The 24988-nt window shown below is 61.5% G+C and carries 25 protein-coding genes and 1 tRNA gene; 13 read left to right on the top strand and 13 right to left on the bottom strand.

Annotation, left to right across the window (positions count from 1 at the left end; all coding sequences use genetic code 11):
• The 7 genes from NKH83_RS14515 to NKH83_RS14485 form a co-directional block, all read right to left on the bottom strand.
• Positions 1-1371: an FGGY-family carbohydrate kinase gene (locus NKH83_RS14515; protein ID WP_352805344.1), complete on the bottom strand. Its 1371-nt coding sequence runs from the start codon at positions 1369-1371 to the stop codon at positions 1-3.
• Positions 1368-1685, bottom strand: coding sequence for an L-rhamnose mutarotase (gene rhaM / locus NKH83_RS14510; RefSeq protein WP_352805341.1), 318 nt, complete (start codon positions 1683-1685; stop codon positions 1368-1370). Before rhaM ends, NKH83_RS14515 begins: the two co-directional genes overlap by 4 nt.
• Positions 1685-2695, bottom strand: coding sequence for an ABC transporter permease (locus tag NKH83_RS14505; RefSeq protein WP_352475905.1), 1011 nt, complete (start codon positions 2693-2695; stop codon positions 1685-1687). Before NKH83_RS14505 ends, rhaM begins: the two co-directional genes overlap by 1 nt.
• Before the next feature lie 145 nt (positions 2696-2840).
• Entirely contained in the window at positions 2841-3818 is a 978-nt protein-coding gene (locus NKH83_RS14500; protein WP_352475904.1) for an ABC transporter permease, read from the bottom strand.
• Positions 3815-5356: a sugar ABC transporter ATP-binding protein gene (locus tag NKH83_RS14495; protein WP_352805337.1), complete on the bottom strand. Its 1542-nt coding sequence runs from the start codon at positions 5354-5356 to the stop codon at positions 3815-3817. Before NKH83_RS14495 ends, NKH83_RS14500 begins: the two co-directional genes overlap by 4 nt.
• Positions 5357-5439: 83 nt before the next feature.
• Positions 5440-6435, bottom strand: coding sequence for a rhamnose ABC transporter substrate-binding protein (gene rhaS / locus NKH83_RS14490; RefSeq protein ID WP_254820009.1), 996 nt, complete (start codon positions 6433-6435; stop codon positions 5440-5442).
• 54 nt (positions 6436-6489) lie between these two features.
• On the bottom strand, positions 6490-7299 hold the full coding sequence (locus NKH83_RS14485; protein ID WP_352805334.1) for a DeoR/GlpR family DNA-binding transcription regulator: 810 nt from the start codon (positions 7297-7299) through the stop codon (positions 6490-6492).
• A gap of 187 nt (positions 7300-7486) precedes the next feature.
• Between NKH83_RS14485 and NKH83_RS14480 the strand changes: the two genes are divergently transcribed.
• The 3 genes from NKH83_RS14480 to ggt (NKH83_RS14470) all read left to right on the top strand — a co-directional run bounded on the left by NKH83_RS14480 (position 7487) and on the right by ggt (NKH83_RS14470) (position 13028).
• Entirely contained in the window at positions 7487-9589 is a 2103-nt protein-coding gene (locus tag NKH83_RS14480) for a bifunctional rhamnulose-1-phosphate aldolase/short-chain dehydrogenase (protein WP_352805332.1), read from the top strand.
• A gap of 114 nt (positions 9590-9703) precedes the next feature.
• The gene (rhaI, locus tag NKH83_RS14475) at positions 9704-10996 is read left to right on the top strand and encodes an L-rhamnose catabolism isomerase (protein WP_352805329.1); all 1293 of its coding nucleotides are present in this window, start codon (positions 9704-9706) and stop codon (positions 10994-10996) included.
• Positions 10997-11291: 295 nt separating this feature from the next.
• Positions 11292-13028 (top strand): gamma-glutamyltransferase, encoded by a 1737-nt coding sequence (ggt, locus tag NKH83_RS14470; RefSeq protein ID WP_352805327.1) that lies wholly within the window; start codon positions 11292-11294, stop codon positions 13026-13028.
• An 88-nt stretch (positions 13029-13116) separates the two neighbouring features.
• On the opposite strand, the gene NKH83_RS14465 is transcribed toward ggt (NKH83_RS14470), so the two are convergent.
• From NKH83_RS14465 to NKH83_RS14455, 3 genes are all read right to left on the bottom strand, one after another.
• Complete coding sequence (locus NKH83_RS14465; RefSeq protein WP_254820014.1) at positions 13117-13461, bottom strand: hypothetical protein; 345 nt, start codon at positions 13459-13461, stop codon at positions 13117-13119.
• Between the two features lie 175 nt (positions 13462-13636).
• Positions 13637-14086 (bottom strand): hypothetical protein, encoded by a 450-nt coding sequence (locus NKH83_RS14460; RefSeq protein WP_352475897.1) that lies wholly within the window; start codon positions 14084-14086, stop codon positions 13637-13639.
• Between the two features lie 138 nt (positions 14087-14224).
• Positions 14225-14524: a DUF1236 domain-containing protein gene (locus NKH83_RS14455; RefSeq protein ID WP_352475896.1), complete on the bottom strand. Its 300-nt coding sequence runs from the start codon at positions 14522-14524 to the stop codon at positions 14225-14227.
• 418 nt (positions 14525-14942) lie between these two features.
• Here NKH83_RS14455 and NKH83_RS14450 point away from each other — a divergent pair, with 418 nt between their 5' ends.
• The 8 genes from NKH83_RS14450 to ggt (NKH83_RS14415) all read left to right on the top strand — a co-directional run bounded on the left by NKH83_RS14450 (position 14943) and on the right by ggt (NKH83_RS14415) (position 21778).
• Positions 14943-15134 (top strand): DUF3606 domain-containing protein, encoded by a 192-nt coding sequence (locus tag NKH83_RS14450; RefSeq protein WP_254820019.1) that lies wholly within the window; start codon positions 14943-14945, stop codon positions 15132-15134.
• Positions 15135-15236: 102 nt separating this feature from the next.
• Positions 15237-15503, top strand: a complete 267-nt coding sequence (locus NKH83_RS31640; protein WP_502895577.1) for a DUF6894 family protein — start codon at positions 15237-15239, stop codon at positions 15501-15503.
• A 665-nt stretch (positions 15504-16168) separates the two neighbouring features.
• On the top strand, positions 16169-16657 hold the full coding sequence (locus NKH83_RS14440; RefSeq protein ID WP_352805320.1) for a VanZ family protein: 489 nt from the start codon (positions 16169-16171) through the stop codon (positions 16655-16657).
• A gap of 407 nt (positions 16658-17064) precedes the next feature.
• A complete protein-coding gene (locus NKH83_RS14435; RefSeq protein WP_352475893.1) occupies positions 17065-17736 on the top strand; it encodes a GntR family transcriptional regulator in 672 nt (223 codons plus the stop codon).
• 83 nt (positions 17737-17819) lie between these two features.
• Entirely contained in the window at positions 17820-18665 is an 846-nt protein-coding gene (locus NKH83_RS14430; protein ID WP_352805586.1) for a transporter substrate-binding domain-containing protein, read from the top strand.
• 69 nt (positions 18666-18734) lie between these two features.
• A complete protein-coding gene (locus NKH83_RS14425) occupies positions 18735-19448 on the top strand; it encodes an ABC transporter permease (protein WP_502895576.1) in 714 nt (237 codons plus the stop codon).
• Entirely contained in the window at positions 19445-20164 is a 720-nt protein-coding gene (locus NKH83_RS14420; RefSeq protein ID WP_352805584.1) for an ABC transporter permease, read from the top strand. The genes NKH83_RS14425 and NKH83_RS14420 overlap by 4 nt, the downstream gene beginning before the upstream one ends.
• 21 nt (positions 20165-20185) lie before the next feature.
• A complete protein-coding gene (gene ggt, locus NKH83_RS14415) occupies positions 20186-21778 on the top strand; it encodes a gamma-glutamyltransferase (protein WP_352805313.1) in 1593 nt (530 codons plus the stop codon).
• A 149-nt stretch (positions 21779-21927) separates the two neighbouring features.
• On the opposite strand, the gene NKH83_RS14410 is transcribed toward ggt (NKH83_RS14415), so the two are convergent.
• Positions 21928-22812, bottom strand: a complete 885-nt coding sequence (locus NKH83_RS14410) for a sigma-70 family RNA polymerase sigma factor (protein WP_352805310.1) — start codon at positions 22810-22812, stop codon at positions 21928-21930.
• A 107-nt stretch (positions 22813-22919) separates the two neighbouring features.
• Here NKH83_RS14410 and NKH83_RS14405 point away from each other — a divergent pair, with 107 nt between their 5' ends.
• Entirely contained in the window at positions 22920-23393 is a 474-nt protein-coding gene (locus NKH83_RS14405; RefSeq protein WP_352805308.1) for a hypothetical protein, read from the top strand.
• A 76-nt stretch (positions 23394-23469) separates the two neighbouring features.
• On the opposite strand, the gene NKH83_RS14400 is transcribed toward NKH83_RS14405, so the two are convergent.
• Both NKH83_RS14400 and NKH83_RS14395 read right to left on the bottom strand, forming a co-directional pair.
• Positions 23470-23835, bottom strand: coding sequence for a VOC family protein (locus tag NKH83_RS14400; RefSeq protein ID WP_352805305.1), 366 nt, complete (start codon positions 23833-23835; stop codon positions 23470-23472).
• A gap of 343 nt (positions 23836-24178) precedes the next feature.
• Positions 24179-24254, bottom strand: a tRNA-Phe gene (locus tag NKH83_RS14395).
• 372 nt (positions 24255-24626) lie between these two features.
• On the opposite strand from NKH83_RS14395, the gene tnpA reads away from it, so the two are divergent.
• Positions 24627-24980: an IS66-like element accessory protein TnpA gene (tnpA, locus tag NKH83_RS14390; RefSeq protein WP_352805303.1), complete on the top strand. Its 354-nt coding sequence runs from the start codon at positions 24627-24629 to the stop codon at positions 24978-24980.
• Positions 24981-24988 lie beyond the last annotated feature (8 nt).

Here is a 24988-nt window from a genome sequence, read left to right as displayed (position 1 = left end):
TCAGGCTCGTTCGTCGAACGCCGAACGCCAGGAGCGCACGTAACTTGTCCAGACCGGATCGGCCGAGGGTTCGGTCCTTTCGCCTATGCCTTGCGGTGTCCCCCGGTCCGACGCCAGCAGCGCGGCGCCGATGCTGGTGCCTGTCGCAGCCTCGGAGGCAATGACGGCGCGCGCCGTCGCCGCAGCCAGCATGCGGGTGAACAGCCGGTTGCGGGCGAAGGGTCCTTCGACGATGGTTGACCCCTCGGCGCCGATCAGGTCGAGGCAGGTCGCGGTCATCAGCGCCAGGTAGAACGAAATGGCGACAAAGCGCTGGCCGGCGCTCATACCGTCCGCGTTAAACCATGATGCGGTACGATGCGGAAACGGCCCTGAGCCCTGTTGCGTGGAAGGCAGCAGCATTGTCTTGTGCGCCAGCACCGCGGCGACATCGTCTTCCGTCCAGTCTTCCGATTGGCCCTCGGTCAGCAGGGAGAACTCACGGCCGCCCATGAAGCGCGCCGACGGAACGGGATCGCCGAGTGCGTTGACATTGACCAGCGTGTCGCGTGCCGGATCGAGCGTGACCTTGCTGCCGCCGACCGCCATCGACACCACCCAGGTGCCGGTCGAGACGACGGAGAAAGGCGGCTTGTCGGATAGGAGATGCGGCAGCAGCGAGGCGTTGGAATCGTGCAGGCCGCAAAACACCGGCGTTTGCGGGTCGAGGCCGGTTTGCCGCGCCAGAGCGGGCAGGATCGGGCCCAGGCGGTCCTTGGCCGGCCGCACCGGCGCCATTAGCCGGCGCCATTGCAGCCGGTCGACCAGCGAGGAAAAATCCGCTTTCCACGGGTTCCATAGATCGGTGTGGCAGCCGAGCGAAGTCACTTCGCTGGCGGCGACGCCGGTCAGGCGCAAGGCCCAGTATTGCGGATACATCAGCATCGCGGCGGTTCTGGCGAAATCCGCCGGAAAGCGCTTCTGCTGCCAGAACAGCTGCGCACCGAGATTGAGGCCGGCCGGCAGGCGCGGCGTGCCGGTCTCGGAGAACGCGGGACGGATCGTGTCATAGTCCCTGGCAAGGGCATCCGGCCCGTCGAATTCGTAGTCGAGCACCGGCAGCGCCAGTTCGCCTGATGCGTCGACCAGCACGCCCGTTGCGCCATGGGTGGTGATCGATATCGCATCGATGCGCTGCTCGCGATCGATCTCGGCCAGGCTGCCGAGGATAAACGCCCATAACCGCTCGACGTCATGGTGGGGGTACTGGCCTTGCCGAACCGGCTCGTTCGCCACCGTGCGCAGGGCCACTTCGCTCGATGTGGCGAGATCGACCAGCGCCACCTTGGCGTTGGTCTTGCCGATATCGATGACGGCGACGTTGCTGGTCATTCCATATGGAACATTGTTTCCAGCGGCACCGCCACCGGCTCGTTGTTCGGCCTGGTCTCCATGATGTCCGCCATCTCGGCCCACCAACGCTGCATCACCGGATGCTTCGGCAATTCGTCCATGCCGTGGTCATCGCGTCGCCACAGCACGCCGAACAGGGTGTTGGTCTCCTCGTCGAGATGGATCGAATAATCGGAGATACCGGCCTGTTTCAGCAACGCTACGAGTGACGGCCAGATGTCGTCGTGGCGCCTCTTGTATTCGGCCTTCATGTCCGGATTGAGCTTCATCTTGAACGCATATTTTTCGGGCATCAGGCAAAGCGCTCCCGCCGTACGCGCCGCCACAGGATCGGCAGTGCGATGACGATGATCAGCAGCAGGCCGATGAAGATCGACATGACGATCCCCGGCACGTTGAGCAGGCCGAGGCCGAAGGTCACCAGTCCCATGATGAACGCCGCCAGCACCACACCCAGAATGCTGCCGGCGCCGCCCAGGATGCTGACGCCGCCGAGCACCACCATGGTGATGACTTCCAGCTCGTAGCCCTGCGCGATCGACGGCCGGGTCGAGCCGAGCCGCGAGGTGATCAGCACCGAGGCGATGCCCGCCATCAGGCCGGTCAAGCAAAACAGGATGAATTTGATGCGGCCGACACGTACGCCGGAAAACTGCGCCGCGACCGGGTTGTTGCCGATGGCAAAGACCCGGCGGCCGAAGCTCGTCCGGTGCAGAAGGAACCAGTAGACGACTGCCGCGATCAGGAACAGCGTCAGTTCGAACGACACCACCCACCAGACATAGCCCTGGCCGAAGAAGGCGAAGCTCGCGGGATAGCCCTTGTAGGCCTGGTCGCCCAGGATGATGAAGGCAATGCCGCGAAACAGGCTCATCGTGCCGATGGTGACGACGATCGACGGCAAGCCGAGCCTGGTGACGAGCACGCCGTTGAAGGCGCCGCAGCCGAGCCCGACGACGAGGCCGATTGCCACCAGCGCCGGAGTGCCGGCGCCGGCCTGCACTGCCATGCCCATCATCGTTGACGCCAGCGCAATGATGGCGGCGACCGACAGGTCGATTTCGCCGGAGATGATCAGCAGCGCCATGGCCAGCGCGATCAGCGCCTTTTCCGTGAAGTTGAAGGTCAGGTCCGAGAGCGACCAAGCGTCGAGGAAATAGGGCGAAGCAAAACTGTTGACGGCAAAGATGGCGACCGCCACCGCGACGAGCAGCGCCTCCCAGGAGAAGACCGCCGCGGTGAAAGGGTTGTCGAGCCGATCCGGAATGTGGCGTGCGGCAGGGGCGTTGGCGATATCGGTCATGTGACAACACCATCCGAAACTTGGCGCTGCCCCTTGTATCTGCACGGGGAGAGGGCAAGGGTGAGGGGCAGCGTCCACTTTGAAAACGGGACTGTTGCGGACGGCAACATTCCAATCGTCCCAGAGAAATGAAGCGAGGCGTCCATCATGCCGCTTCCGCCTTTTTGAGAATGATGCGGCCTTGCCGGCGTTCGCCGCGTGCGTTGAGCACCACGGCCAGGATGATGGCGCTGCCTGAAATCGCCATCTGCCAGAAGGGTGAAATGTTGATCACCGGCAGCGCGTTGGAGATGATGCCGAGGAACAGCGCGCCGAGCACCGCGCCGCCGACCGAACCGATGCCGCCGGCAATCGAAATGCCGCCGATGACGCAGGCGGCGATGATATTGAGCTCATAACCATTCGCGACCTCGACCGAGGCGATGACGTAGCGCGAGATCCACAGATAGCCGCAGAGGCCGCCGATCATCCCCGAGATGCAGAAGACGATGAATTTCGTCCGGCCGACATCGATGCCGGCATAGACCGATGCGGTCGGGTTGACGCCGATGGCATAGATCGAGCGGCCGAGCGCGGTGCGCGTCATCACGAGGAAAAACAATGCAATGACCAGTATGGCGATCCAGGACAGAACCGGAATGCCGAGGAAAGCCGTGCGCTGCAGGCCGATGAACTCAGCGCTCATCTGGTCGGCGTTGACCCAGGCGCCGCCTGATATGACGAAGGTGGCGCCGCGGTAGATGGTGAGGGTGCCGAGCGTTACCACGATCGAGGGAATGTTCAACCGCCATACCAGCAGGCCGTTGATGGCGCCGAGCACCAGGCCGACCAGCAGTGCGATGACGATCAGCAGCGGGATCGGGATCGCCGGATGCGCGGCGTTCAGCATCGCCACCACCATGCCGGTGAAGCAGAGGTTGGAAGCCATCGACAGGTCGATCGAGCGGGTCAGGATGACGACCATCTGACCGAGCGCCAGGATCATCAGGATCGACGTGTCGTTGAACACCTGGCGCAGATTGGCAGGATCGGCAAAACCTGGAAACCGCGTTGAGATCAGCCCGATCAGCACGACGATTGCCGCCAGCAGCCAGACCTCGCGATATCTGAGAAAAGGCTTCATGACGCGATCCCCGCTGCCGTCCTGACCAAGGTTTCGGGGTCGAGCCCCTTATTGTCGTAGACCGCGGCAATGCGGCCCTCGCGCATGACGACGACGCGGTCGGACATGCCGAGGATTTCCGGCAGTTCGGACGACACCATGATCACCGACAGGCCTTGCGCGACGAGCTCGGCCATGAAGCCGTGCACGGCCGCCTTGGAGCCGATGTCGATGCCCTTCGTCGGCTCGTCCAGGATGATCACCTTGGGCGCGGTCGCCAGCCATTTGGCGATGACGATCTTCTGCTGGTTGCCGCCCGACAGCGTGCCGACGTCCTGGCTGAGCGAGGAGGCGCGCAGATCGAGCCGCTCCGTGTAGGAGCGGGCCAGCGCGAACTCTTCGACCAGCCGCAATATGCCGGATTTGGATGTCCGTTTGAGCGAAGGCAGCGAGACATTCTGGAAGATCGGCAGGCCGATCACCACACCTTGCTTGCCGCGTTCCTCCGGCACATAGACGATGCCGGCATCGATCGAATCCGCCGCCGATTTCGGCGCGATCGCCTTGCCTTCCAGCGTGATCGTGCCGCGGCTGGTGCGGGTGATGCCCGATATCGCCTGCATCACCTCGCTGCGCCCGGCGCCGACAAGGCCGTAGAAGCCAAGGATTTCGCCCCTGTGCAGCTCGAAGCCTATGTCGTCGAACTCGGTCGGGTGCGACAGGCCGGAGACGGCCAGCACCGGCGCGCCGATCTCGGCCTTGCGCTGCGGAAAGATGTGATCGACCGAGCGGCCGACCATCATGCGCACGATCTGGCTCTGGCCGGCGTCCTTGATCAGGCCTTCGCCGACCATCTCGCCGTCACGGAACACGGTATAGCGGTCGGCGATGCGGTAGATCTCATCGAATTTGTGGCTGATGAACAGGATCGCCTTGCCGTCGCTCTTGAGGAATTCGATCAGCAGGAAAAGCTCTTCGATCTCCTTCATCGAAAGCGCTGCCGTCGGCTCGTCCATGATGACGATCCGGGCGTCGATCGACATGGCGCGGGCAACCGCCACGAGGTGTTTGTTGGCGATGCCGAGATCCTTCAGCCTGGCGTCGGCTTCGATATGGCCGGCGCCCATCGTGTCGAGCACCTCGCGGGCGTTCTTGCGCATGGTGCGCCAGTCGATGGTTTTGAAACCCGTGCGCGGCGCATGGCCGAGGAAGATGTTTTCGGCCACCGTCAGATCGTCGAACAGCACTGTTTCCTGGTGGATGGCGGTGATGCCGTGCCCGAACGCGGCGTGCGCGCTGGGCAGTGTGACCGGCTGGCCGTCGATGCTGATGGTTCCAGCATCCGGCTGGTAGATGCCGGTCATTATTTTGACCAGCGTCGACTTGCCGGCGCCGTTTTCGCCGATCAGCGCGGTTACCTGGCCGGGATAGAGCGACAGGCCGACGTCGTGCAGCGCGCGCACGCCGGGAAAGCTTTTCGAGATGCCGGACAGCGTCAGGCGCGGTCCGGAAGACAAAGACGTTTCCTTCGCCATTTCGTGTTGGGCTGTCGTGTCCATAATCGTATCAAGCCCTGAAACAAGGTTCGTTTGAAAGCGCGGCGGGACCTGAGCCCCGCCGCACGGTTTCGAAGGCTCCAGGATCAATAGATCTTGGAGAACTTTTCGATGTTCGACTTATCGAACTGGAAGGGCGGAGCCATGGCAGCCGAATTGGTGTCGTCGAGCGTGACCTTGCCGACGCGGCCGATCGACAGCGTAGCACCGGGCTTGGCTTCTTCCTTCTTCACCGCCAGGTCGTGGGCGAGGTAGACGGCGGAGTAGCCGAGATCGATCGGGTTCCACAGCGCAACCGCTTGGCTGGCGCCATTGTCGATGAACTTCTTGAACTCCGACGGCAGCGCCAGGCCGGTGACGTTGACTTTGCCGATCAGGCCTTCGTCGGTCACCACCTGCGCGGCGGCAACGACGCCGACCGTGGTCGGTGCGATGATCGCCTTGAGGTTCGGATAGGACTTCAAAAGACCCTTGGCTTCATCCGTGCTCTTGGCCGAGTCGTCGTCGCCATAGACGGTGGCGACGAGCTTGATCTTGGGGAACTTCTCCGGCAGCACCTTCTTGGCCGCGTCGATCCAGGCATTCTGGTTGGTCGCCGTCGACGAAGCCGACAGGATGGCGACGTCGCCGCCTTCAGGCAGGTAGTCGGCGGCAAGCTTGATGATGGTCTCGCCGATCAGGTTGGTGTCGGAGGGGTTGAGGTGAAGCTGGCGTCCTTCCGGCGCGACGCCCGAATCCCACGAGATGACGGTGATGCCGCGCTCCATCGCCTTCTTGAGCACCGGCACCAGCGCGTCGGCGTCGTTCGCCGAAATGGCGATGGCGTTGACCTTCTGTGCGATCAGCGAATTGACCACTTCGATCTGCGCTTCGGCGGTCGCCTTGGTCGGGCCGGTGTAGATGATGTCGACATCGCCTAGTTCCTTGGCCGCCTCTTCGGCGCCTTTGTTGGCGGCGTCGAAGAAGCCGTTGCCGAGCGACTTCACCACCAGCGCGATCTTGACGTTCTCGGCATAGGCGGCATTCACGAACATGGCGGCGGAGAACGCCGCCGTAACCATCAATTTCCTAAAGAAGCTCATCGAATATCCTCCCTTGAGCGTTGCATTCCATCGCCGCTGCGGGCGTGAGTTTTCTCAGGCCTGCAGCGAAGATTCTTCCTTATTGCTTGCCGTTGTGCGGGCGATGATCAGCGTCACGCCGGCGGTCTCCAGCATCTTGGCTTCGCGATCCTCGATGCCGTCGTCGGTGATCACCGTGGCGATGCGCGACAGGCCGCACAGGATCAGGCTCGAGCGTTTGCGGAACTTCGAGGAATCGACCAGCACCACCAACTCGTCTGCCTGGTCGATCAGTTTCTGCTCGGCCTGGATCAGCAACGGGTCGCCTTCCATCAGACCGAGCGGCCCTAGCCCTTGCGCGCCCATGAACATGCGGCGCGCGTAGAAATTCCGCGTCACGTCATTGTCGAACGGCGACAGGATGATGTTCTGCTCGCGGTAGATGGTGCCGCCCGACAGCATCACCGTGTTCTTGGAGTGCCTGAGCAAGTGCTCGGCGATCGGGAAGGAATTGGTGAAGATCGGCATGCGGCGGCCGGTCAGGAAATGCACCATCTGGAAGGTGGTGGTGCCGCCATTGATGATGATCGGCTCGCCGTCCTTGCACAGATCCACGGCTTCCCGCGCGATTGCCCGCTTCTGCGAAGCATTGATGGTCTCGTTGACGGAAAAGGGCCGGCCGGCAAGGCCGATGAACTGCGGCGGCGAAAGCGCCTCGGCCCCGCCGCGCACGCGGCGCAGCCGTTTTTGCACATGCAATGCCGCGATGTCGCGCCGGATCGTCGCCTCCGACGACTCCGTCAGGTCGACCATCTCCTGCACCGTCACCACAGGTTTTTCCTGGACGGCGGACAGAATGATCCTGTGGCGCTCTTTTTCGTGCATGGTTCCTCCCTGCTTGAGCATCTAGGCACCCAAAGCGCGCAGTGTCAATCATTTCCGATCAGATAATTTCATTGTGCAGTGCAATATGATTGATGTTGATCGTTTGTGATTGACAAGACGGCCGCTTGCGTAGAAATTCGCATAAAAGGGACCCGCGCCGTTTGCGTGTCCCAAAGGGAGGATATCTATGCTCGACAAGCGCTCCGGCACGCGCCTCGCCAATCTTTGGGATGACGCAAAAGCGCAAGCAATGAGCGAACCGGAACGTCTGGTCTATCGCTCGAACGTCCTTGGCTCCGACAAGCGCGTCACCAATTATGGCGGCGGCAACACCTCCTCCAAGATCTGGCAAAACGATCCGCTCACCGGCGAAAGCGTGGAAGTGCTGTGGGTCAAGGGCTCGGGCGGCGACAGCGCCTCGATCAAGCTCGACGGCTTCGCCACGCTCTACATGGATAAACTGCGGGCGCTGAAGGGTCTCTATCGCGGCCTCGAACATGAAGACGAGATGGTCGGCTATCTGCCTCATTGCACCTTCAATCTCAACCCGCGCGCGGCCTCGATCGACACGCCGCTGCATGCCTTCGTGCCGAAGCCTTATGTCGATCATATGCATCCCGACGCCATCATCGCCATTGCCGCCGCCAAGGATTCGCAGGCGCTGACCAAGGAGATCTTCGGCGACACGATCGGCTGGCTGCCATGGAAACGTCCGGGCTTCGAACTCGGCCTGTGGCTGGAGAAATTCTGCCTCGAGAACCCCGACGCCAAGGGCGTCGTGCTGGCCAGCCATGGTCTGTTCAGCTGGGGCGACACGCCGAAGGAATGCTACGAGACGACGATCTCGGTGATCAACCAGGCAATCGACTGGTTCGAGCGCAAGAGCCAGGGCAAGCCGATCTTCGGCGGCGAAGTCGTCAAATCGCTCGATGCGCCGGCGCGTCGCGCCGTGGCCGCAAAACTGATGCCGAGGATCCGCGGCCTGATCTCCGAGAACAGCCACAAGCTCGGCCATTTCGATGATTCCCCTGCCGTGCTCGAATTCGTCAATTCCAGGGATTTGCGGCCGCTGGCGGCACTCGGCACGTCCTGCCCGGACCATTTCCTGCGCACCAAGATCCGGCCGCTGGTCATCGAGTTCGACCCTCAAAATCCCGACGTCGATGCCGTCATTGCCCGTCTTGCCGATGACGTGGCGGAGTATCGCGTCGGCTATCAGGCTTATTATGACCGCTGCAAGCACCCGGATTCGCCGCCGGTGCGCGATCCCAACGCCGTCGTCTATCTGGTGCCCGGCGTCGGCATGTTCACCTTCGCCGGCGACAAGGCGACGGCGCGCATTTCGGGCGAATTCTACGTCAACGCCATCAACGTCATGCGCGGCGCCTCGACGGTGTCGGCCTATGTCGGCCTGCCCGACCAGGAAGCCTTCGACATCGAATACTGGCTGCTCGAAGAGGCAAAGCTGCAGCGCCTGCCGAAACCAAAGGCCCTTGCCGGCCAGATTGCGCTGGTCACCGGTGGCGCCGGCGGCATCGGCCGGGCCACCGCCAACCGGCTGCTGCGCGAAGGCGCCTGCGTCGTGCTGGCCGACATCGACGAAGCAGCCCTTGCCAGCGCCAATGACGAGCTTGCCAAGGCCTATGGCAAGGATTTCGTGCGGCCCGTCGTCATCAACGTCACGTCCGAGGACCAGGTGATCTCCGGTTTTGCCGAGACGGCTGTCGAATTCGGCGGCATCGATATCCTCGTGTCGAATGCCGGTCTGGCCTCCTCGGCGCCGATCGAGGAAACCACGCTGGCGCTGTGGAATAAGAACATGGACATCTTGTCGACCGGCTACTTCCTCGTTTCGCGCGAAGCGTTCCGGCTGTTTCGGGCGCAGAAGATCGGCGGTAACGTCGTCTTCGTCGCTTCCAAGAACGGGCTTGCCGCATCGCCCAACGCCGCCGCCTATTGCACGGCCAAGGCCGCCGAGATCCATCTGGCACGCTGCCTGGCGCTGGAAGGCGCGGAAGCACAGATCAGGGTCAATGTCGTCAATCCCGACGCCGTGCTGCGCGGCTCGAAGATCTGGAGCGGCGAGTGGAAGGAACAGCGCGCCGCCGCCTACAAGATGTCGACCGACGATCTCGAGGAGCATTACCGCTCGCGTTCGATGCTGAAGCGCTCGGTATTCCCAGAGGACATCGCCGAAGCGATCTATTTCTTCGCCTCCGATATGTCGGCAAAATCGACCGGCAACATCATCAACGTCGACGCCGGCAACGCGCAGAGTTTTACGCGATAAGCGACCGTCTTTGAGGGGTTGGCGCCGAGGCCGGAGCTTTACCTTTCTCCCCGGGGAGAAGGTGCCGGCAGGCGGGTAAGGGGCAGCGCCAACCGAACGCATTTGGGAGGAACCATGTCCGAAACCATCATCTCCGTCGACCTTGTCGACAAGCATAATGCCGCGCGCAACGCCGACCTCAAGCGCGATTACGACTCTCTCGGCGAGCGCCTCGACCGCCGCGGCATCGCCATCGACGCTGTCAGAGACAAGGTCGAGAAATTCGCCGTGGCGATCCCGTCCTGGGGCGTCGGCACCGGCGGCACCCGCTTTGCCCGTTTTCCCGGCGCCGGCGAGCCGCGCGACATTTTCGACAAGCTCGAGGACTGCGCCGTCATCCGGCAATTGACGCAGGCGACGCCGACCGTCTCGCTGCATATTCCCTGGGACAAGGCCGATCCGAACCGGCTGAAGCAGGCGGCATCCCGCTTCGGTCTCGGCTTCGACGCCATCAACTCCAACACCTTCTCCGACGCCAGCGACCAGAAGCTTTCCTATAAATTCGGCTCGCTGTCACATGCCGATGCAGCAACACGCCGGCAGGCGGTCGAGCACAACCTCGAATGCATCGAGATCGGCAGGACGCTGGGCTCGAAAGCGCTGACGGTGTGGATCGGCGACGGCTCGAACTTTCCCGGCCAGGTCAACTTCGCCAAGGCATTCGAGCGCTATCTCGACGCGATGAAGGATATCTATGCCGGGCTGCCGGACGACTGGAAGCTGTTCACCGAACACAAGATGTACGAGCCGGCCTTCTATTCGACCGTCGTGCAGGATTGGGGCACCAACTACATCATCGCCAAAGAGCTTGGCGACAAGGCGTTCTGCCTGGTCGACCTCGGCCATCACGCCCCCAACGTCAATATCGAGATGATCGTGTCGCGGCTGATCCAGTTCAAAAAACTCGGAGGCTTCCACTTCAACGATTCGAAATATGGCGACGACGACCTCGACGCCGGCTCGATCGATCCCTACCGCCTGTTTCTGGTCTTCAACGAACTGGTCGATGCCGAGCTTTCAGGCGCCGAAGGCTTCGATCCGGCCCACATGCTCGACCAGAGCCACAACGTCACCGATCCGATCGAAAGCCTGATGCTGTCGGCGATAGAAGTGCAGCGCGCCTATGCGCAGGCGCTGCTGGTCGACCGCAGGGCGCTCGAAGGCTTCCAGGATACCAACGACGCGCTGATGGCGACGCAGACGCTGAAGATAGCCTATCGCACCGATGTCGAGCCGATACTTGCCACGGCACGGCTGAAGACAGGCGGCGCCATCGAGCCGGTCGCCGCCTACCGCGCCGCCGGCTACCGGGCGAAGGTTGCAGCGGAACGGCCCGCGGTGGCGAGCGTAGGCGGCGGGATTGTTTGAAGGAACGGGTCGAAGAAAAACCCGCCTGAGGCGGGTCGCGGTGCGATTCAGCACCATAGTTGGATTAGTAGCATAGCTGCCGGCACAAAGCAAGAACAAAATTGCTTGTCAGCGTTGGATCGTGGCTTCATTTCAGCTTGGGTTCCCCTCCGCCATGCATGGGTCCATGAATGGGGGCGAGGAACCCCAGGTGTCGATAGAAGGTGCAAGCCTCGCCGTATCTTCCCATTAATGTCAGTAGACTCAACCTCTCCAAGCGCGTTTCCTAGGCCTACCCACGCCTCGGAGAACGGCCATGCACAACATCCGCCAAACCGTAATCGCCGTCACCCTTTCCCTCACCCTGACCTTCGTGCCGTTCCTCGCCTTTGCCGCCTCGCCGCAGCCGGCGAAGGGCGAGCACGGCATGGTGGTGACCGCCCAGCATCTGGCGTCGGAAGTCGGCGTCGAGGTGCTGAAGAAGGGCGGCAACGCGGTCGATGCAGCGGTCGCTGTCGGCTACGCTCTGGCTGTCGTCTACCCGACCGCCGGCAACATCGGCGGCGGCGGCTTCATGACCATCCGCTTCAAGGACGGCCGTTCGACCTTCCTCGATTTCCGCGAGCGCGCGCCGCTCGCCGCGACCAAAACCATGTATCTCGACAAGGACGGCAAGCCGGTAAAGGGCGCCAGTCTCGACGGCTATCTGGCGGTCGGCGTGCCCGGTTCGGTGGCCGGCTTCGAGATGGCGCGGGAGAAATACGGTACGCTGACGCGGCAGGATTTGCTGGCGCCAGCCATCCGCTATGCCACGGACGGTTTCGTGCTGGAGCAGGGCGATGTGGCCTCCCTCCTAGGCGGCGCCGAGCGGCTGGCCAGGGACCCAGCGGCGGCCGCCATTTTCCTCAAGCCGGACGGCAAGCCCTATGCCGTCGGCGAGCGCCTCATCCAAACCGATCTCGCGGCCTCGCTTGCCGCGATTTCGGAACGCGGCGTGGATGCCTTCTATAAAGGTGCGATCGCCGACGCCATCGTCAAGGCGAGCGGCGAGAAGGGCGGCATTCTGGCCAAGGCGGATTTCGAAAATTATGCCGTGCGCGAGCTCAAACCGGTGACCTGCAATTATCGCGGCTACGAGATCATTTCCTCGCCGCCGCCAAGCTCCGGTGGCGTCATCATCTGCGAGATCCTCAACATGCTTGAGTTCTACCCGCTGTCCTATCTAGGCGCCGGTTCGGCCGAGACGGTTCACGTCATGGTCGAGGCGATGCGCCACGCCTATGTCGACCGCAATTCGGCGCTCGGCGATCCCGGCTTCGTGGACAATCCGGTCGCAAAACTGCTCGACAAGAATTACGCCAGGGAAATCCGCGAAAAGATCGATCCGTTCCGGGCCGGGGTGTCGCAGGAACTGATGCCGAAGGGCTTTGGCGAGAGCAGCGAGACGACGCATTATTCGATCATCGACAATGACGGCAACGCCGTCGCGGTGACCTACACGCTGAACGGCTCTTTCGGCGCCGGCGTCGTCGCCGACGGCACCGGCTTCCTGCTCAACAACGAGATGGACGACTTCACCCAGAAACCCGGCGTACCCAATCTCTATGGCCTGGTCCAGGGCGAGGCGAATGCGATCGCGCCGAAAAAGACGCCACTGTCGTCGATGAGCCCGACCATCCTCGCCAAAGACGGCAAGCCGTTCATGGTCATCGGCAGCCCCGGCGGTTCACGCATCATCACCATTACGCTGGAGTCGATCGTCAACGTCATCGATCACGGCATGAACATCCAGGAGGCGATCGACGCGCCGCGCATCCACCACCAATGGCTGCCCGACACGGTTTATATCGAACCCTTCGGCCTGTCGCCGGATACTGAAAAGCTGCTAACCGGCATGGGCTACCGCCTCGATCTTGCCGACACGACCTGGGGCCAGGCGGCCGGCATCCTGGTCGGCGGCAAGAGCCTGGCGGAAATCGAGAAAGGTGGCGGCGCCCGCTACAATGGCGCCATCGACAGCCGCGCCGCAGCCGGCGAGGCCATCGGGTATTAGACGATGATCCCGAACCCAAGGTCAGCGCAGCAAAAAGTGGAAACCGATTTCGGATAAATCATGGTCAATAGGACGATTTCGCCTTGCTTCAGGTGACCAGCGCGATCGTCGACGCAATCAGCATCAGCGCCGCGATGCCGACGAACAGCGCATAGATGCGCGGCCGGTCGAGCAAAAGCGCATTGCCGGAGATCCATGCCGCGGTGGCGCCGCCAAGCGCGAAAAAGAAGGTGCTGCGGCGCCCGAAGCTCAAGCCCGCAGCCATCAGGCCGCCGATGATCAGGGCGCCGAACACGATGATCACGGCGACGGCGTATTTTTCGAAATCGTTGCTGCCGGCGCTCGGGCCGATTGCGTTCAATCTCGACAGATCGTCCGGATCGAACGGGCTGGTCGACCCATATTCGTCTTGACCGACAGGCTCATGCATCATTCGTTCTCCGCAAACCGACAGCAAATCATCAAGCCTCGCCGAGCGCAACCGCTCGCCGAATGTGATTGGCACGGTGTTCAACACTTTCTCGCGGCGGCTTGCCAGAGATTTTTGGGTGCGTGCCTTGATCGCCCCGCTGTGCGGTCTGGTCAAGCGCTTTGCAGGAGTTGAATCTTCAGGCCGCCCTGGCCAAAGACTGCATCGCCTGAACGGAAGCTCCAAGCACCGCCTGTGCGGCGTCGGCCTGTCTTTCATCGACATGCGCCAGCACCAGGATCACACCCTGTTCGGCATCCCGCCGGCCTGGCTGCTTGCCGCTAGCGGACGATGTGTCGAAAAGCCTGCCGGCAACGCAGCCCAAGGCTGCGCCGACGAGGGCCGATGCCAGCCATCCCGCGCCGACGGGATCGATGCCTGGGATATCAAAGGCGCCGAGGCCGGCCAACAAACCCGCCGCTGCGCCAAGGGCGGAACCGCTGCCTGGACCGCGCAAGACGACGCCGATTTCATCATCGTAGGGTCCGATGACGCTGATCTGGTGGCGCGCAATTCCTGCTGCCTGAAGCGTTTCGACGGCACGCGCTGCCTGGTCATGGGAATCGAAAAGTCTGCTGATTGTTCGCATTGAAACTGCCTGTGAGGCCCCCCGGCCGTCCACGGTACGGCGGGTTCCTGCCGAGCGACGACGCCGCGGAGCCGCCTAACGCAAACGTCACCCGCCGCTCATTATGAGCGGCGGGTGACGGCTGCCCGAGTTTTCACGTCACTCGACGATCTTGACGATCTTGCGCGTGCCGGGGTCGACGACGACGGTGCGGTTGTCGATGACGACATAGCGGTATTTGACGTTGGGGACCTCATGAAGCTCGACGGTATCGGGAAGCGTTGAGCCGATATTGAGCTCCACCCCAGGGATTTTCACCGAGGCCAGCGGCTGCTTCTTCACATACTCCTTGATGACCGTTTCCTGCTCCGGCTCGATGACGACGTCTTGCGCCGCAACGGCTCCGACGCCTGCCAGTAGCAGAAATCCCGCCACTGCGGTGGATAAATGCATTCTCATGGTCGTCTCCTTTGCGAACTCGGTCCGCTCTTCGCGCCAAGGCTCACTCGAACGTAAGGCAGCTGAAAACGTTCCGTCGACGGGGCTTCGGTCCCGCCCGGCAGGGACCAACCGACGTGTTGCCGCAGGACCTAAGTCTGATCCTTGCGCGCAAAGGGTGGGTTTGCCGCGTGACCCGGAACCGTGGCGGCGCGTAGCCGTTGCTGGCTGCACGTTCCGGGAGGATTCCATGGAAAAGTCGACGGTTGCTCGCACGGATCTTGGCTGTTTCCATTCCGATCCAACCCGGCAGCTGCGCAGCCTGTCCCTTCCTGCGCCGATAGGTTCGCCCGTCACCTTGTGGCGAGCGAACCCTCAAATTGCTGCGTGCATCAAAGCTGACCCCCTGAAGCGAAGAGAAGGGGCGAGGAGAACAGAAATGGCCGACGACAAGAGCAAGCGAGACTTCAGCGACCGCAAGCGTGTTTCGGTGGATGAGTATTACGAGGTCGAATATTTCGCGCGGGAAAATGGTGTTTCGCCCAGCCAGGTGAGCAAGCTGATCAAAAGGACCGGCGGCGACCGGATGATCCTCTCGCAGGCGGTGAAGGCATTGCGCGAGCGCAAGTGAGATGGTGGCGAAGCCAACGGTGGAGAGGCACTGATCGCGATTGGCCGAGATCGCGGCGATCTGCCGACAACGTTCCCGGATGCCGAGCTTCGGCCAAGCGCAATGCCCCACTGCTTCTTTGATTCCGATGAAGACGGAATCGTCTATTCCGACGATCAGGGAACGTTATATGACGATTTCCCGCTGGTCAGGAAAGAAGCCCTTCGCACATTGGCCGAGATGGCCAGGGATGGCCTTCCTCACCGCAGGATTGCAGTCAAGGTCCGGGACGACCGTGGCGGCCTGATCCTTGAAGCGGCTTTGACCTTTGCCGTCGAAACGCGGCATTTCGACGAGCGTATTTTCCAGATGGACTTGCGCACGAACTGACGCCTCGATCGTCATCGCGCCGACCATGAGGTTTCTGGCGCAGCCGCATCTTCCCTAGACCGGAACATTAGTAGTCTCTAATTGTTATCCTAAGCAGCGGGAACCTCCCGGGTTTCTGCTGCAGATCGGGTGCAAACCCGGTCGGCCCGCGCCCTCCGCCAGAGGCGCGGGCTTCGTTTGTTTAGCCGATGCGCAACGCCGTTCGGCAGCAGCATATTGGAGACCTGCGGGAGCATTCGTACCATCGGTCGCTACCGCGGCGCCCTGGCGCCCAGGCAACGGAGCCCGTCGTCCGACAGGGCGGCGGGCTTTTAACCCCTTTGCGCAATCGGTGGAATTCTGGCCGGCGCCGATTCGTGTGGCATGGGTAAGGTGCCCCGACGCAGCGCCGGCCAAGCGGAAGTCAGGTCCGCCGCAGCCAGATAGTAGCCGGGTCAGCGCGGCAGGGAATTGCGTGATCGCGGAAGCTACCGCTGGCCTATTGCACTCGCCACGAGCCCGGCCTGTGCGGCGGCTGACCCGAGGCATTCATTCATTCTGACGATGCACCGGACGCCCGGACGGCGGAAATTGGACGCCGCGCTCGCTCTGGCCGGTGGTGTTCCCCCGCAGATTTCGGACGAAAGGCCATTTTATCCTTGTTGCGCCTGGATTCCTATCAGATCGTGGCAAGGATTGCCTTTCCGGCCGCGTTTGCCGGCGTTCTGCTGTTCGCCCTTTTGCCGGAGCAGCTCCTGCTGGGTCTTGGCCTGGCTTTCACGTTTGATCACGACAAGCTCAATCACGCCGCCGCCTTCGTCGTCCTGGCGGCTCTCGGAAGTCTCGGCTGGCCGGAACGCAAGGCGAGGCTGATCGTACTGCTCGTTATCACGGGCGCAGCGATCGAGGGGCTTCAGGCCGTGCAACTGATAGGGCGCGACCCGGATCTGTTCGACTGGATCGCCGACTGCGTGGGAAATTGCGTGCGGACTGATGGTTGCAGGCTGGACAAAGCGGCTCGCTGGCGGATTGCCATAGGTGCTGAGAGCCTAACGGCGCCGGCCCACCCGCGCTCCAAGGTTGTGAAAATGGCCGGCGCCACTGGGGGGCGCGTTGGGGTAAGTTGCCTGATCGAGCGCCGGCCAGGCGGAAAAATCAGGTCCGCCGCAAAATAACGTAGCAGGAATGGCAATGCGCGGCAGTAGCGTGATCGCGGAATGTCCGCGCTCGCGCCTCCGGTGCGGTGACCCGTTTTGGGTCAACAATTCTGGCACCTGAATTGCACTGGAAGCAATGCCGGGGAACACTCCGGCGATCGTCCCCGAATATGGGGCCTCGCCGCTTCGCAAATGGAGCGGCGGGCCTTTTTGTAAAGTTCGGTGGCGTTGAAGGTTTCCGACGCGCGGGCGTCGAAAAGCGGCCGATCAGCGGCTTAGCTCACCACGGTGCGCTTGCCCGATTTCCCCGATCAAGTGCTTATTCTCACAACAGAAATTCTAACGCGCGCAAGCTTCGGTGCTTGACACAGGTCTCGACAACTGGATAAGTGGATACACAGATACGCTTTGAGCGGACCAAGGACGTGGCAGCAGACGCAATCGAGCCGTTGGGTATCACGACCGCCGAGGAGGAGGCTTATCGCCACATTCAGCGGGCCCTGAGGATGGGGCGTTACCGGGCCGGGGACCGGCTGATCCCGGAAGAGATCGCGACGGAAATCGGCATGAGCCGCATGCCGGTTCGCGAAGCATTCCGCCAACTGGCCGCGGAAGGTCTTGTGGTCATTCGCCCGAACCGTGGCTGCATCGTCGCCGGGCTTACCCTCGATGAGATCTACGAAACCTTTGAAATACGCTCGGTGCTCGAAGGGCTGGCGGTGAGGCTTGCCATGCCACACATCGATGTCGAAGTGCTTGAAGAACTGGAACGCCAGCTCGACCGGATGGAGCGCGCCAGCCAGACCGGCAGCAGCGACTGGGTCGTGCGCCATCAGGCCTTCCATCTGCAGATTTGCCAATTGAGCAACAGACCCAAGCTGGTCCGGCAGATTGCCAGCCTGCACGTCGTGATCGAGCCCTACCTGCGCATCTGGTTCGACTATGTCGACAAACCCGCCAGCGCGCGCGCCGAGCACGAGATCCTGATCGAGGTGTTGCGATCAGGTGATGCCGGCAAGGCAGAGATCGTCATGCGGGATCATATCGTCGAGACAGCGCCGCTTCTGGCTAGCTTTGCAAGTCCCGGCCGCCGCTAGGAATACCATCTAAATCGTTGAAGCCGGAAGACAATCCGGCACGACGAAAGGGAACTGCCATACCGGCAAAAGAGGAGATTGACATGAAAATTAGCCGCATCGCAGCCATTGCGTCGGTCCTGTTCGGCCTGGTCCAGGCCGCTGTCGCACAAGAAACGCCAAAGGCAATTACCATTGCCACCGAAGGAGCCTACGCGCCTTGGAACTTCACAACGGCCGACGGCAAACTGGACGGCTTCGAGGTCGATCTCGCCAATGATCTGTGCGGGCGAATGAAGATCGAGTGCAAGATCGTCGCACAGGACTGGGACGGCATGATCCCCGCGCTGACCGTCGGCAAGTTCGACGTGATCATGGCGAGCATGTTCATCACTGAAAAACGTCTGAAGGTCATCGATTTTACCCAGCCATATGCGGTGGATCCCTCAGGTTTCGCGGTCGCCAAGGATAGCGAACTGGGCAAGCTCGGCATTTCCAACGAGCGCTTCAAGCTGGACAATGAAGCCTCTGCGCAGGCGGCAATCGACAGGCTCAAGCCATTGCTGAAGGGAAAGATCATTGGAGTTCAGGCTGCGACGGCAAACCTGGAATTTGTGAAAAAATACTTCTCGGACGTCGCCGAGATTCGCGAATACAAGACCACCGAGCAACACGATCTTGATCTCGCCGCGGGTCGCATCGACGCGCTCTTCGCACAGCAGACAGCGCTGGCTGCCACGCTGAGCAAACCGGAGTTCAGCGACTATACGCTTGCAGGACCAGGATTTGTCGGGGGTCTCTTCGGTCTTGGCTCCGGGGCCGGTATCCGCAAAGAGGACAGCAAGCTGAAAGACATGCTCAACGGCGCCATCGACGCCGCGACCGCCGACGGCACGATCAAAACCCTGTCGCTTAAATGGCTCAAGAGCGACGTCACTCCAGTCAAGTAGGCGCTTGCCGGCGAACGGCCATTCCTGACCCGTTCCGGAGCTGAGCCGTTCGTCCTGCCGGGGGTATCAATGGTTGACGCATTCCGGCTGCTTGGTTTCCAGAACGGAGGTTGGGGGGCTGCTCTTCTCATGGCGGCCTCGGTCACAGTGCTCCTGTCTGTGCTGGGCTTTGCGCTTGGCGCTGTATTTGGCGGGCTGGCAGCGGCCGGGCGTCTCCACAACTCCCAACTGCTAAGATTCTTGGCCCTTGGCTATTGCACGGTTTTCAGGGGCGTGCCCGGCCTTCTGACCATTTATCTGCTTTACTATGGAGGTAGTGTCGCCCTGACCTCGCTTGGTCATAGCCTGGGAGGGTCCGGATTCGTCGGCGTTCCGGCCTTTGCCACTGGAACCTTGGCTATCGCAATCATCTCGGGCGCCTATCAAGCCGAGGTCTATCGAGGGGCCTACCTCGCCATCGACCAAGGACAGCACGATGCCGCTTGCGCGCTTGGTCTCAACCGGCTGCAGCGGCTGCGCCAGGTTATTTTTCCGCAGCTCCTGAGATACGCGCTGCCAGGCCTCGGCAATGTGTGGCAATTGGTTCTGAAGGACTCGTCGCTGATATCGGTAATCGGCCTCGTTGAACTGATGCGCCAGGCACAGATCGCCGCAGGTTCGACCCGTGAACCGTTCATCTTCTACATTGCTGCAGCCTTGCTCTATCTGGCTATCGCTTCCGTCACGGGCAATGCCTTTTACCGTCTGGAACGAAAGGCGCCGTGGCGCGTCCGGTCGGCATGATAGATTTCAGGTTTTTCCTCGAAATCCTGCCGAAACTACTCGCCGGCCTGCCGCTTACGATGGAACTGGCCCTGACTTCCATCGTTGCCGGCTTCGTTCTTGCCGTCACATTGGCGCTAGCCCAGCAATCGGAATCGCCCTTCGTCGTCCTGCCGATCCGTGGCTTCGTTGCCGTGTTCAGGGGGACGCCCCTGCTGGTGCAGATTTTTCTGACCTATTATGGCCTTGGTCAGTTCCGGCACCAACTGTCGGCAATTGGATTATGGGCCGTTTTCCGCGAACCCTACTGGTGCGCAATCATCGCGCTGACACTCAACACCACCGCCTATGGCAGCGAAATCCTCCGCGGCGCGATTCAATCGGTGCCACGCGGCCTTGTCGAGGCGGCCCGGTCTGTCGGCCTGTCCACCCATTTGACCTATCGGCACGTTATCCTGCCGCTGGCCTTTCGCCAGGCGCTGCCGAGTTACGGCAATGAAATCATCCTCATGGTCAAGGGCACGTCTTTGGCTTCCATCGTGACCTTGATGGAGGTGACTGGAATTGCCCAGGGATTGATCTCCCAGACCTACCGCGCCTTTGAAGTCTTCATCTGCGCGGGCGCCATTTATCTCACTTTGAACTTCGCGATCATCCGTGCCTTGGCGGCACTCGAATACTGGATGTCGCGGCATCTGCGGCACCGCCCCTCGACGATGAGCGACGCCGCCTCTTGAGCACGACCAGAAGGGCATAGCATGCGAAATTTTGAGAAACCAACGCGCTCGGTTGTCGTTTCACGCGAGGCGATGGCCGCCACCTCTCATCCGTCGGCGACCCTGACGGCGGTGGAGATCATGGCGGCCGGCGGCAACGCCATGGATGCCGCCATCGCAGCCTGCGCGGTGCAATGTGTCGTCGAGCCAGCCTCGACCGGCATTGGAGGCGACTGCTTCGCTCTTCTGTCGCGAAACGGATCCGGCGAGGTCATCGCCTACAACGGATCGGGCAGGACACCCGCCGCCCTGACAATTGACTGGTTCCTCGAACGTGGCATGGCGGAGGTGGCCCGTAATTCTCCTGGCTCCGTCACCATCCCGGGAGCCATCGATGCATGGACCAGATTGCACGCTGATCATGGACATATGCCGTTTGATCAAATCCTGGCCCCCGCTATACGTTTCGCCGAGGAAGGCTACGCCATTTCACCGCGGGTCCATCGTGACTGGGCGTTGGAGGAAGAACTTCTGGCCTCCGATGTAGCCGCGAAACGGATTTTCCTGCCAAACGGCCGCGCGCCAGGCGTTGGCGAAGTGCATCGCCAGCCTGAGTTGGCTGCAACGCTGCGGCTGATCGCCAAGAAGGGACGAGAGGCCTTCTACACTGGCCCTGTGGCCGGAGACATGGTCGCCTATCTTCGTGGACTCGGCGGATTGCACACACTCGAAGATTTCGCCGCGGCAACAGGCGAGTACGTGACCCCGATCAGCGCGGCGTTTCGAGGCTACGATGTGTTCGAATGTCCGCCGAATGGCCAGGGTGTGATCGCGCTGCTGATTCTAAACATCCTCTCGCGCTTCGAAGCCCACGGCGATCCGCAATCTGCGGACCGGCTTCACCTGGAAATTGAAGCAACACGCCTCGCTTACGCCGCGCGTGACCTGCTCGTCGCCGATCCTGATGCGTCCGAGGTCCCGGTGGCCGACATGTTGTCGAATGCCTGGGCCGATCGTCTGGCCGGCATGATTGACCTGAAGCGCGCCCGCGCGGATCTGCCAGCGTTCGATATGCCGCTGCACAGCGACACGGTCTATATTTCGGTTGTGGACAAGGATCGCAATGCGGTCAGTTTCATCAACTCGGTCTTCGACAGCTTTGGCTCGGGCCTGGTCTCGCCACGCTCCGGTGTCGTCTTGCACAATCGCGGGCAAAGCTTTTCGCTTGACCCCAGGCACCCTAATGCAGTGGCGCCGAACAAGCGACCTTTGCATACCATCATACCCGGGATGCTTGCGAGAGGCGGCCGGGCAGAAATGCCTTTCGGCGTCATGGGTGGCTACTACCAGGCAATGGGCCATGCGCACCTGCTGACGAAAGTGCTCGACTTCGGGATGGATCTGCAGGAGGCGATCGATCTGCCGCGGATCGCCCCCGTCACCGGCACGATGAAGGTCCAGGCCGAACACGGGCTCGCTGGCGAAACCCTAGCTGAACTTAGCCGACGCGGTTTCGAAATCATTCCTGCCACAGACCCGATCGGCGGTGCGCAGGCCATTCGCATCGATTGGGCAAACGGGACCCTGCTGGGCGGTTCTGAACCGCGCAAGGACGGCTGCGCCCTCGGTCTGTAGGTTGTGGCCAGAGCGGGATCCGAGATGCCGAAGACGTTTTCATCGACATTTGACCGGCGTCGCTGGCGCCATGGTCCAGATAATTCTCGCACGCCATCGACAACGGCAGGCAGCTGGATGTAGCGACAAATCATAAGTCGCGACTTGTGCTAATCTGGTGAATTGAGCGTGGCAAAATCGATCTGACTCAGGCGAGCGGGATCGCCGATCACTTCAATGGCTCGGATTTTCTCCCCTGCCGCGTCTATCGTCAGTGCATATCGCGCACGTCCGGTCGGCGCCACAACAATCCCTGGCGCCCCGTTCAGAAGCATTGGCGTCGCGAATTGCGTACGTGCCGCGAAGGCAAGAGCCCCCCTCGCAACTGTTGTGGACCCATGTGCTTCCACCGCTCTTCCGTCAGGAGCCGCAGGCGAATCAACACGGATAACGACGTCCGGGTCGAGGAGGGCCACGATCGCATCAATGTTGCCGGAACGAACTGCGTTAAGAAACTCATCCACAAGCCGCCGCCGCCCGTTCAATTCAGCAGCGGAAACAGTGGGCTGACCCCGTATGCGACGACGAGCTCGGCTTGCCAGTTGCCGCGCCATGACCGGGGTGCGGCCGACGGTAGGGGCAATCTCTTCGAAGGGCACATCAAAGACGTCGTGCAGCACGAAGGCGACACGTTCGGCAGGAGCAAGCTTTTCGAGTACGACACTCAACGCAAGGCCGACCGAATCGGCAATCGCTAATTCCTTGTCGAGGTCCGCGGCGTCTCCCGAATCCGCGCCCCACGCGGAGAGCGCCTGCAGAGTCTCCGCGCGTGATTTGCGCGCCCGCAGCATGTCGAGGCAGACGCGCGCAACGACAGTAGTGAGCCAAGCGGTAAGATTGTCGACGCTCCGGGCATCTGAGCGGCTGAGGCGCAGCCACGCTTCTTGCACTGCATCGTCGGCCTCTGTCGATGAACCAAGCAGGCGGTATGCAACCTTCCGCAGACGCGTGCGGTCAGCTTCGAAGCGCTTTGCCAGCCATTGATCCGGTTCCATCTGTCACATTTTCCCATCGCTGTCCGTCACAGTGATGACGGACGAGGCCCATCCGATGTGACAACTCCCCTTTCAACGGCCTGGGGTGAGACAAAGGAGATATCATCATGGAACCGACCAACCCACTGATTCCGATCTTTGTTGCCTTGCTCGGGACTTGGTTCGGCGCAGCCGTGTTTTATGTGGTGGTCATAGGCCCCGCCGTCGTTCAAGCGGGGCCGTCCGGCGTCGGATTCCTGCAGACGCTCGCGCGGCGCTACGGCACCGGCCCCTTCTATGCTGTCTTGGCCTTTCTGACGGTTGCGACCGGCGTGTGGATGTACGTGGCCGGTGCCCGCGGCGTGTGGACAACGCTGAGCGTAGGCTTGGCAATACTGGCGCTGTTTCTCGGTGCATCGGCCAATCGGATCGCCGAGAGGAAGTGGGTCCACCTGGTCGGGAACATCCGGGGCTCTGCAACAGGAGACCAGGGCAGCGACGTGGCGACAGCAATCGCCAAAGCCGAAAGGGTCAACCTGGTGACAACGGTCGTGCTTGGGCTCGCGCTCCTCTGCGTGGTTCTGAGTCGAACTATGGCGTAACAACTCGCAAACGCGCGGCAATCCACATTGATCGCGGGAATTCGTATTCCCTCAACCACCAGCTATTTGTTCAAGCTCAGTCCTTCTTGAACTCGAATAGCTCGATCACGTTGCCCGATGGATCTTCGAGCAAGATGGCGCGACCGGCACCGCCGTCGCTGATGTCGCCGCGGAATCTTGCATCAGCCCGGCGCAACCGCTCAATGAGCACATCGAATCCCTTCGTAACGATCATAAATCGGTTCCACCCGCCCGGCTTCGGATCGCCGCCCGCCTGACCACCGCTCCCCGCACCTGGGGCGCTGAGATACAGCGTCAAGTCGTCACGCAGCAGCGCGGCAAACTTGCCCGGATTGTGCATTTCGATCTTGAAATCGAGATAGTCTCGATAGAATGCGGCCGCCTCATCGACGTCCGCAACGATGTATCGGACGGAAGCCATTCAACCTTCTCCTCTGTCTTGGAGCTACAACAGTCAACTTCGGCAAAGGTTTCCCAGTCGGTGGAGCTGAGTGCAGCAGCGGGCCTTCTGGATGGCCGCTCAAAGTCGGATGAGGTTTTTGGACAAAAAGATCAACCTCAGCCAGGTCTTCGCCGGCCAGACCGTCGGGCACCAAACAGGGCGAGGACCATATCTGGCTGGTCAGCTTCGTGGACATGATCTGGGCTATTTCGACGATGAGACATGTAGGCTCGAACCACCCCAAAAACCCTTTCGGGCCAAAGGGTTACCTATGTCTCTGGTATAAACCGTAACCTATGTGTCCAGAATGGACCGAGGTGGATGGTGCCCAGAGGCGGATTCGAACCACCGACACGCGGATTTTCAGTCCGCTGCTCTACCAACTGAGCTATCTGGGCCTGCCCCAGTGGGCGGCAATCTGCACACCGGGTTCATGAAAGCGCCGTCGGCACCCCTTGAAAGCGCGTGGGTTATAGCACGGGAATCCGGCCTGTCCAGCGCTTAGAGCATGATCCCGAAAAGTGGAATCCGGTTTTCGGAAAAAAGATTATGCTCAGACAAAAAGCATGATCCCGAAAAGTGGAATCCGGTTTTCGGAAAAGATTATGCTCAGGCAAAAAGCATGATCCCGAAAAGTGGAATCCGGTTTTCGGAAAAGATCATGCTCAGACAAAAGTACGCCTCCGGCGAAGGCCGCCTTGCGCGAGCACGGCACGGTAGCGAGGCTGCGCTCTTAAGATCGTCCTTACGACCGTAGTTAGCAGCACAGCATGAGCCATGTGACATTATTGACCGGGCCGGAGCGGCGGCGTCGTTGGAGTGAAGAGGATCAGTGCCGGATACTGGCCGCGGCATTCGCGCCCGGAGCCACGGTGGCGGCGGTGGCGCGTCAGTACGATGTCGCGACCAGCCTGATCTATAAGTGGCGCCGCACGGTGAGAGCCCGCGAGACGGGCTCTGCCGAAGTTGTCGTGGTTCCCGATAAGCCTGTCGCCGCTTCGGTGCCGGCGGCGCCGCCAGCGGTGATCGAGCTGGAGATCGCCGGCAAGGTGCGGCTGCGGATTCCGCTGACCACGCCGCCGACACTGGCGGCGGCGATGGTGAAGGCGCTGGGCGTTTCATGATCCCGGTT

The organism is Mesorhizobium sp. M0909 (assembly GCF_040319515.1).
Lineage (GTDB): Bacteria > Pseudomonadota > Alphaproteobacteria > Rhizobiales > Rhizobiaceae > Mesorhizobium.
The sequence above is the reverse complement of the archived record's forward strand: the minus strand, read 5'-3'. Positions and strand labels throughout refer to the sequence as shown.

Bases quoted from the DNA above. Each gene is read 5' to 3' on its own strand.
- NKH83_RS14515 (WP_352805344.1), bottom strand. From the start codon at position 1,371: ATGACCAGCAACGTCGCCGTCATCGATATCGGCAAGACCAACGCCAAG.
- rhaM (WP_352805341.1), bottom strand. From the start codon at position 1,685: ATGCCCGAAAAATATGCGTTCAAGATGAAGCTCAATCCGGACATGAAG.
- NKH83_RS14505 (WP_352475905.1), bottom strand. From the start codon at position 2,695: ATGACCGATATCGCCAACGCCCCTGCCGCACGCCACATTCCGGATCGG.
- NKH83_RS14500 (WP_352475904.1), bottom strand. From the start codon at position 3,818: ATGAAGCCTTTTCTCAGATATCGCGAGGTCTGGCTGCTGGCGGCAATC.
- NKH83_RS14495 (WP_352805337.1), bottom strand. From the start codon at position 5,356: ATGGACACGACAGCCCAACACGAAATGGCGAAGGAAACGTCTTTGTCT.
- rhaS (WP_254820009.1), bottom strand. From the start codon at position 6,435: ATGAGCTTCTTTAGGAAATTGATGGTTACGGCGGCGTTCTCCGCCGCC.
- NKH83_RS14485 (WP_352805334.1), bottom strand. From the start codon at position 7,299: ATGCACGAAAAAGAGCGCCACAGGATCATTCTGTCCGCCGTCCAGGAA.
- NKH83_RS14480 (WP_352805332.1), top strand. From the start codon at position 7,487: ATGCTCGACAAGCGCTCCGGCACGCGCCTCGCCAATCTTTGGGATGAC.
- rhaI (WP_352805329.1), top strand. From the start codon at position 9,704: ATGTCCGAAACCATCATCTCCGTCGACCTTGTCGACAAGCATAATGCC.
- ggt (WP_352805327.1), top strand. From the start codon at position 11,292: ATGCACAACATCCGCCAAACCGTAATCGCCGTCACCCTTTCCCTCACC.
- NKH83_RS14465 (WP_254820014.1), bottom strand. From the start codon at position 13,461: ATGATGCATGAGCCTGTCGGTCAAGACGAATATGGGTCGACCAGCCCG.
- NKH83_RS14460 (WP_352475897.1), bottom strand. From the start codon at position 14,086: ATGCGAACAATCAGCAGACTTTTCGATTCCCATGACCAGGCAGCGCGT.
- NKH83_RS14455 (WP_352475896.1), bottom strand. From the start codon at position 14,524: ATGAGAATGCATTTATCCACCGCAGTGGCGGGATTTCTGCTACTGGCA.
- NKH83_RS14450 (WP_254820019.1), top strand. From the start codon at position 14,943: ATGGCCGACGACAAGAGCAAGCGAGACTTCAGCGACCGCAAGCGTGTT.
- NKH83_RS31640 (WP_502895577.1), top strand. From the start codon at position 15,237: ATGCCCCACTGCTTCTTTGATTCCGATGAAGACGGAATCGTCTATTCC.
- NKH83_RS14430 (WP_352805586.1), top strand. From the start codon at position 17,820: ATGAAAATTAGCCGCATCGCAGCCATTGCGTCGGTCCTGTTCGGCCTG.
- NKH83_RS14425 (WP_502895576.1), top strand. From the start codon at position 18,735: ATGGTTGACGCATTCCGGCTGCTTGGTTTCCAGAACGGAGGTTGGGGG.
- NKH83_RS14420 (WP_352805584.1), top strand. From the start codon at position 19,445: ATGATAGATTTCAGGTTTTTCCTCGAAATCCTGCCGAAACTACTCGCC.
- ggt (WP_352805313.1), top strand. From the start codon at position 20,186: ATGCGAAATTTTGAGAAACCAACGCGCTCGGTTGTCGTTTCACGCGAG.
- NKH83_RS14410 (WP_352805310.1), bottom strand. From the start codon at position 22,812: ATGGAACCGGATCAATGGCTGGCAAAGCGCTTCGAAGCTGACCGCACG.
- NKH83_RS14405 (WP_352805308.1), top strand. From the start codon at position 22,920: ATGGAACCGACCAACCCACTGATTCCGATCTTTGTTGCCTTGCTCGGG.
- NKH83_RS14400 (WP_352805305.1), bottom strand. From the start codon at position 23,835: ATGGCTTCCGTCCGATACATCGTTGCGGACGTCGATGAGGCGGCCGCA.
- tnpA (WP_352805303.1), top strand. From the start codon at position 24,627: ATGAGCCATGTGACATTATTGACCGGGCCGGAGCGGCGGCGTCGTTGG.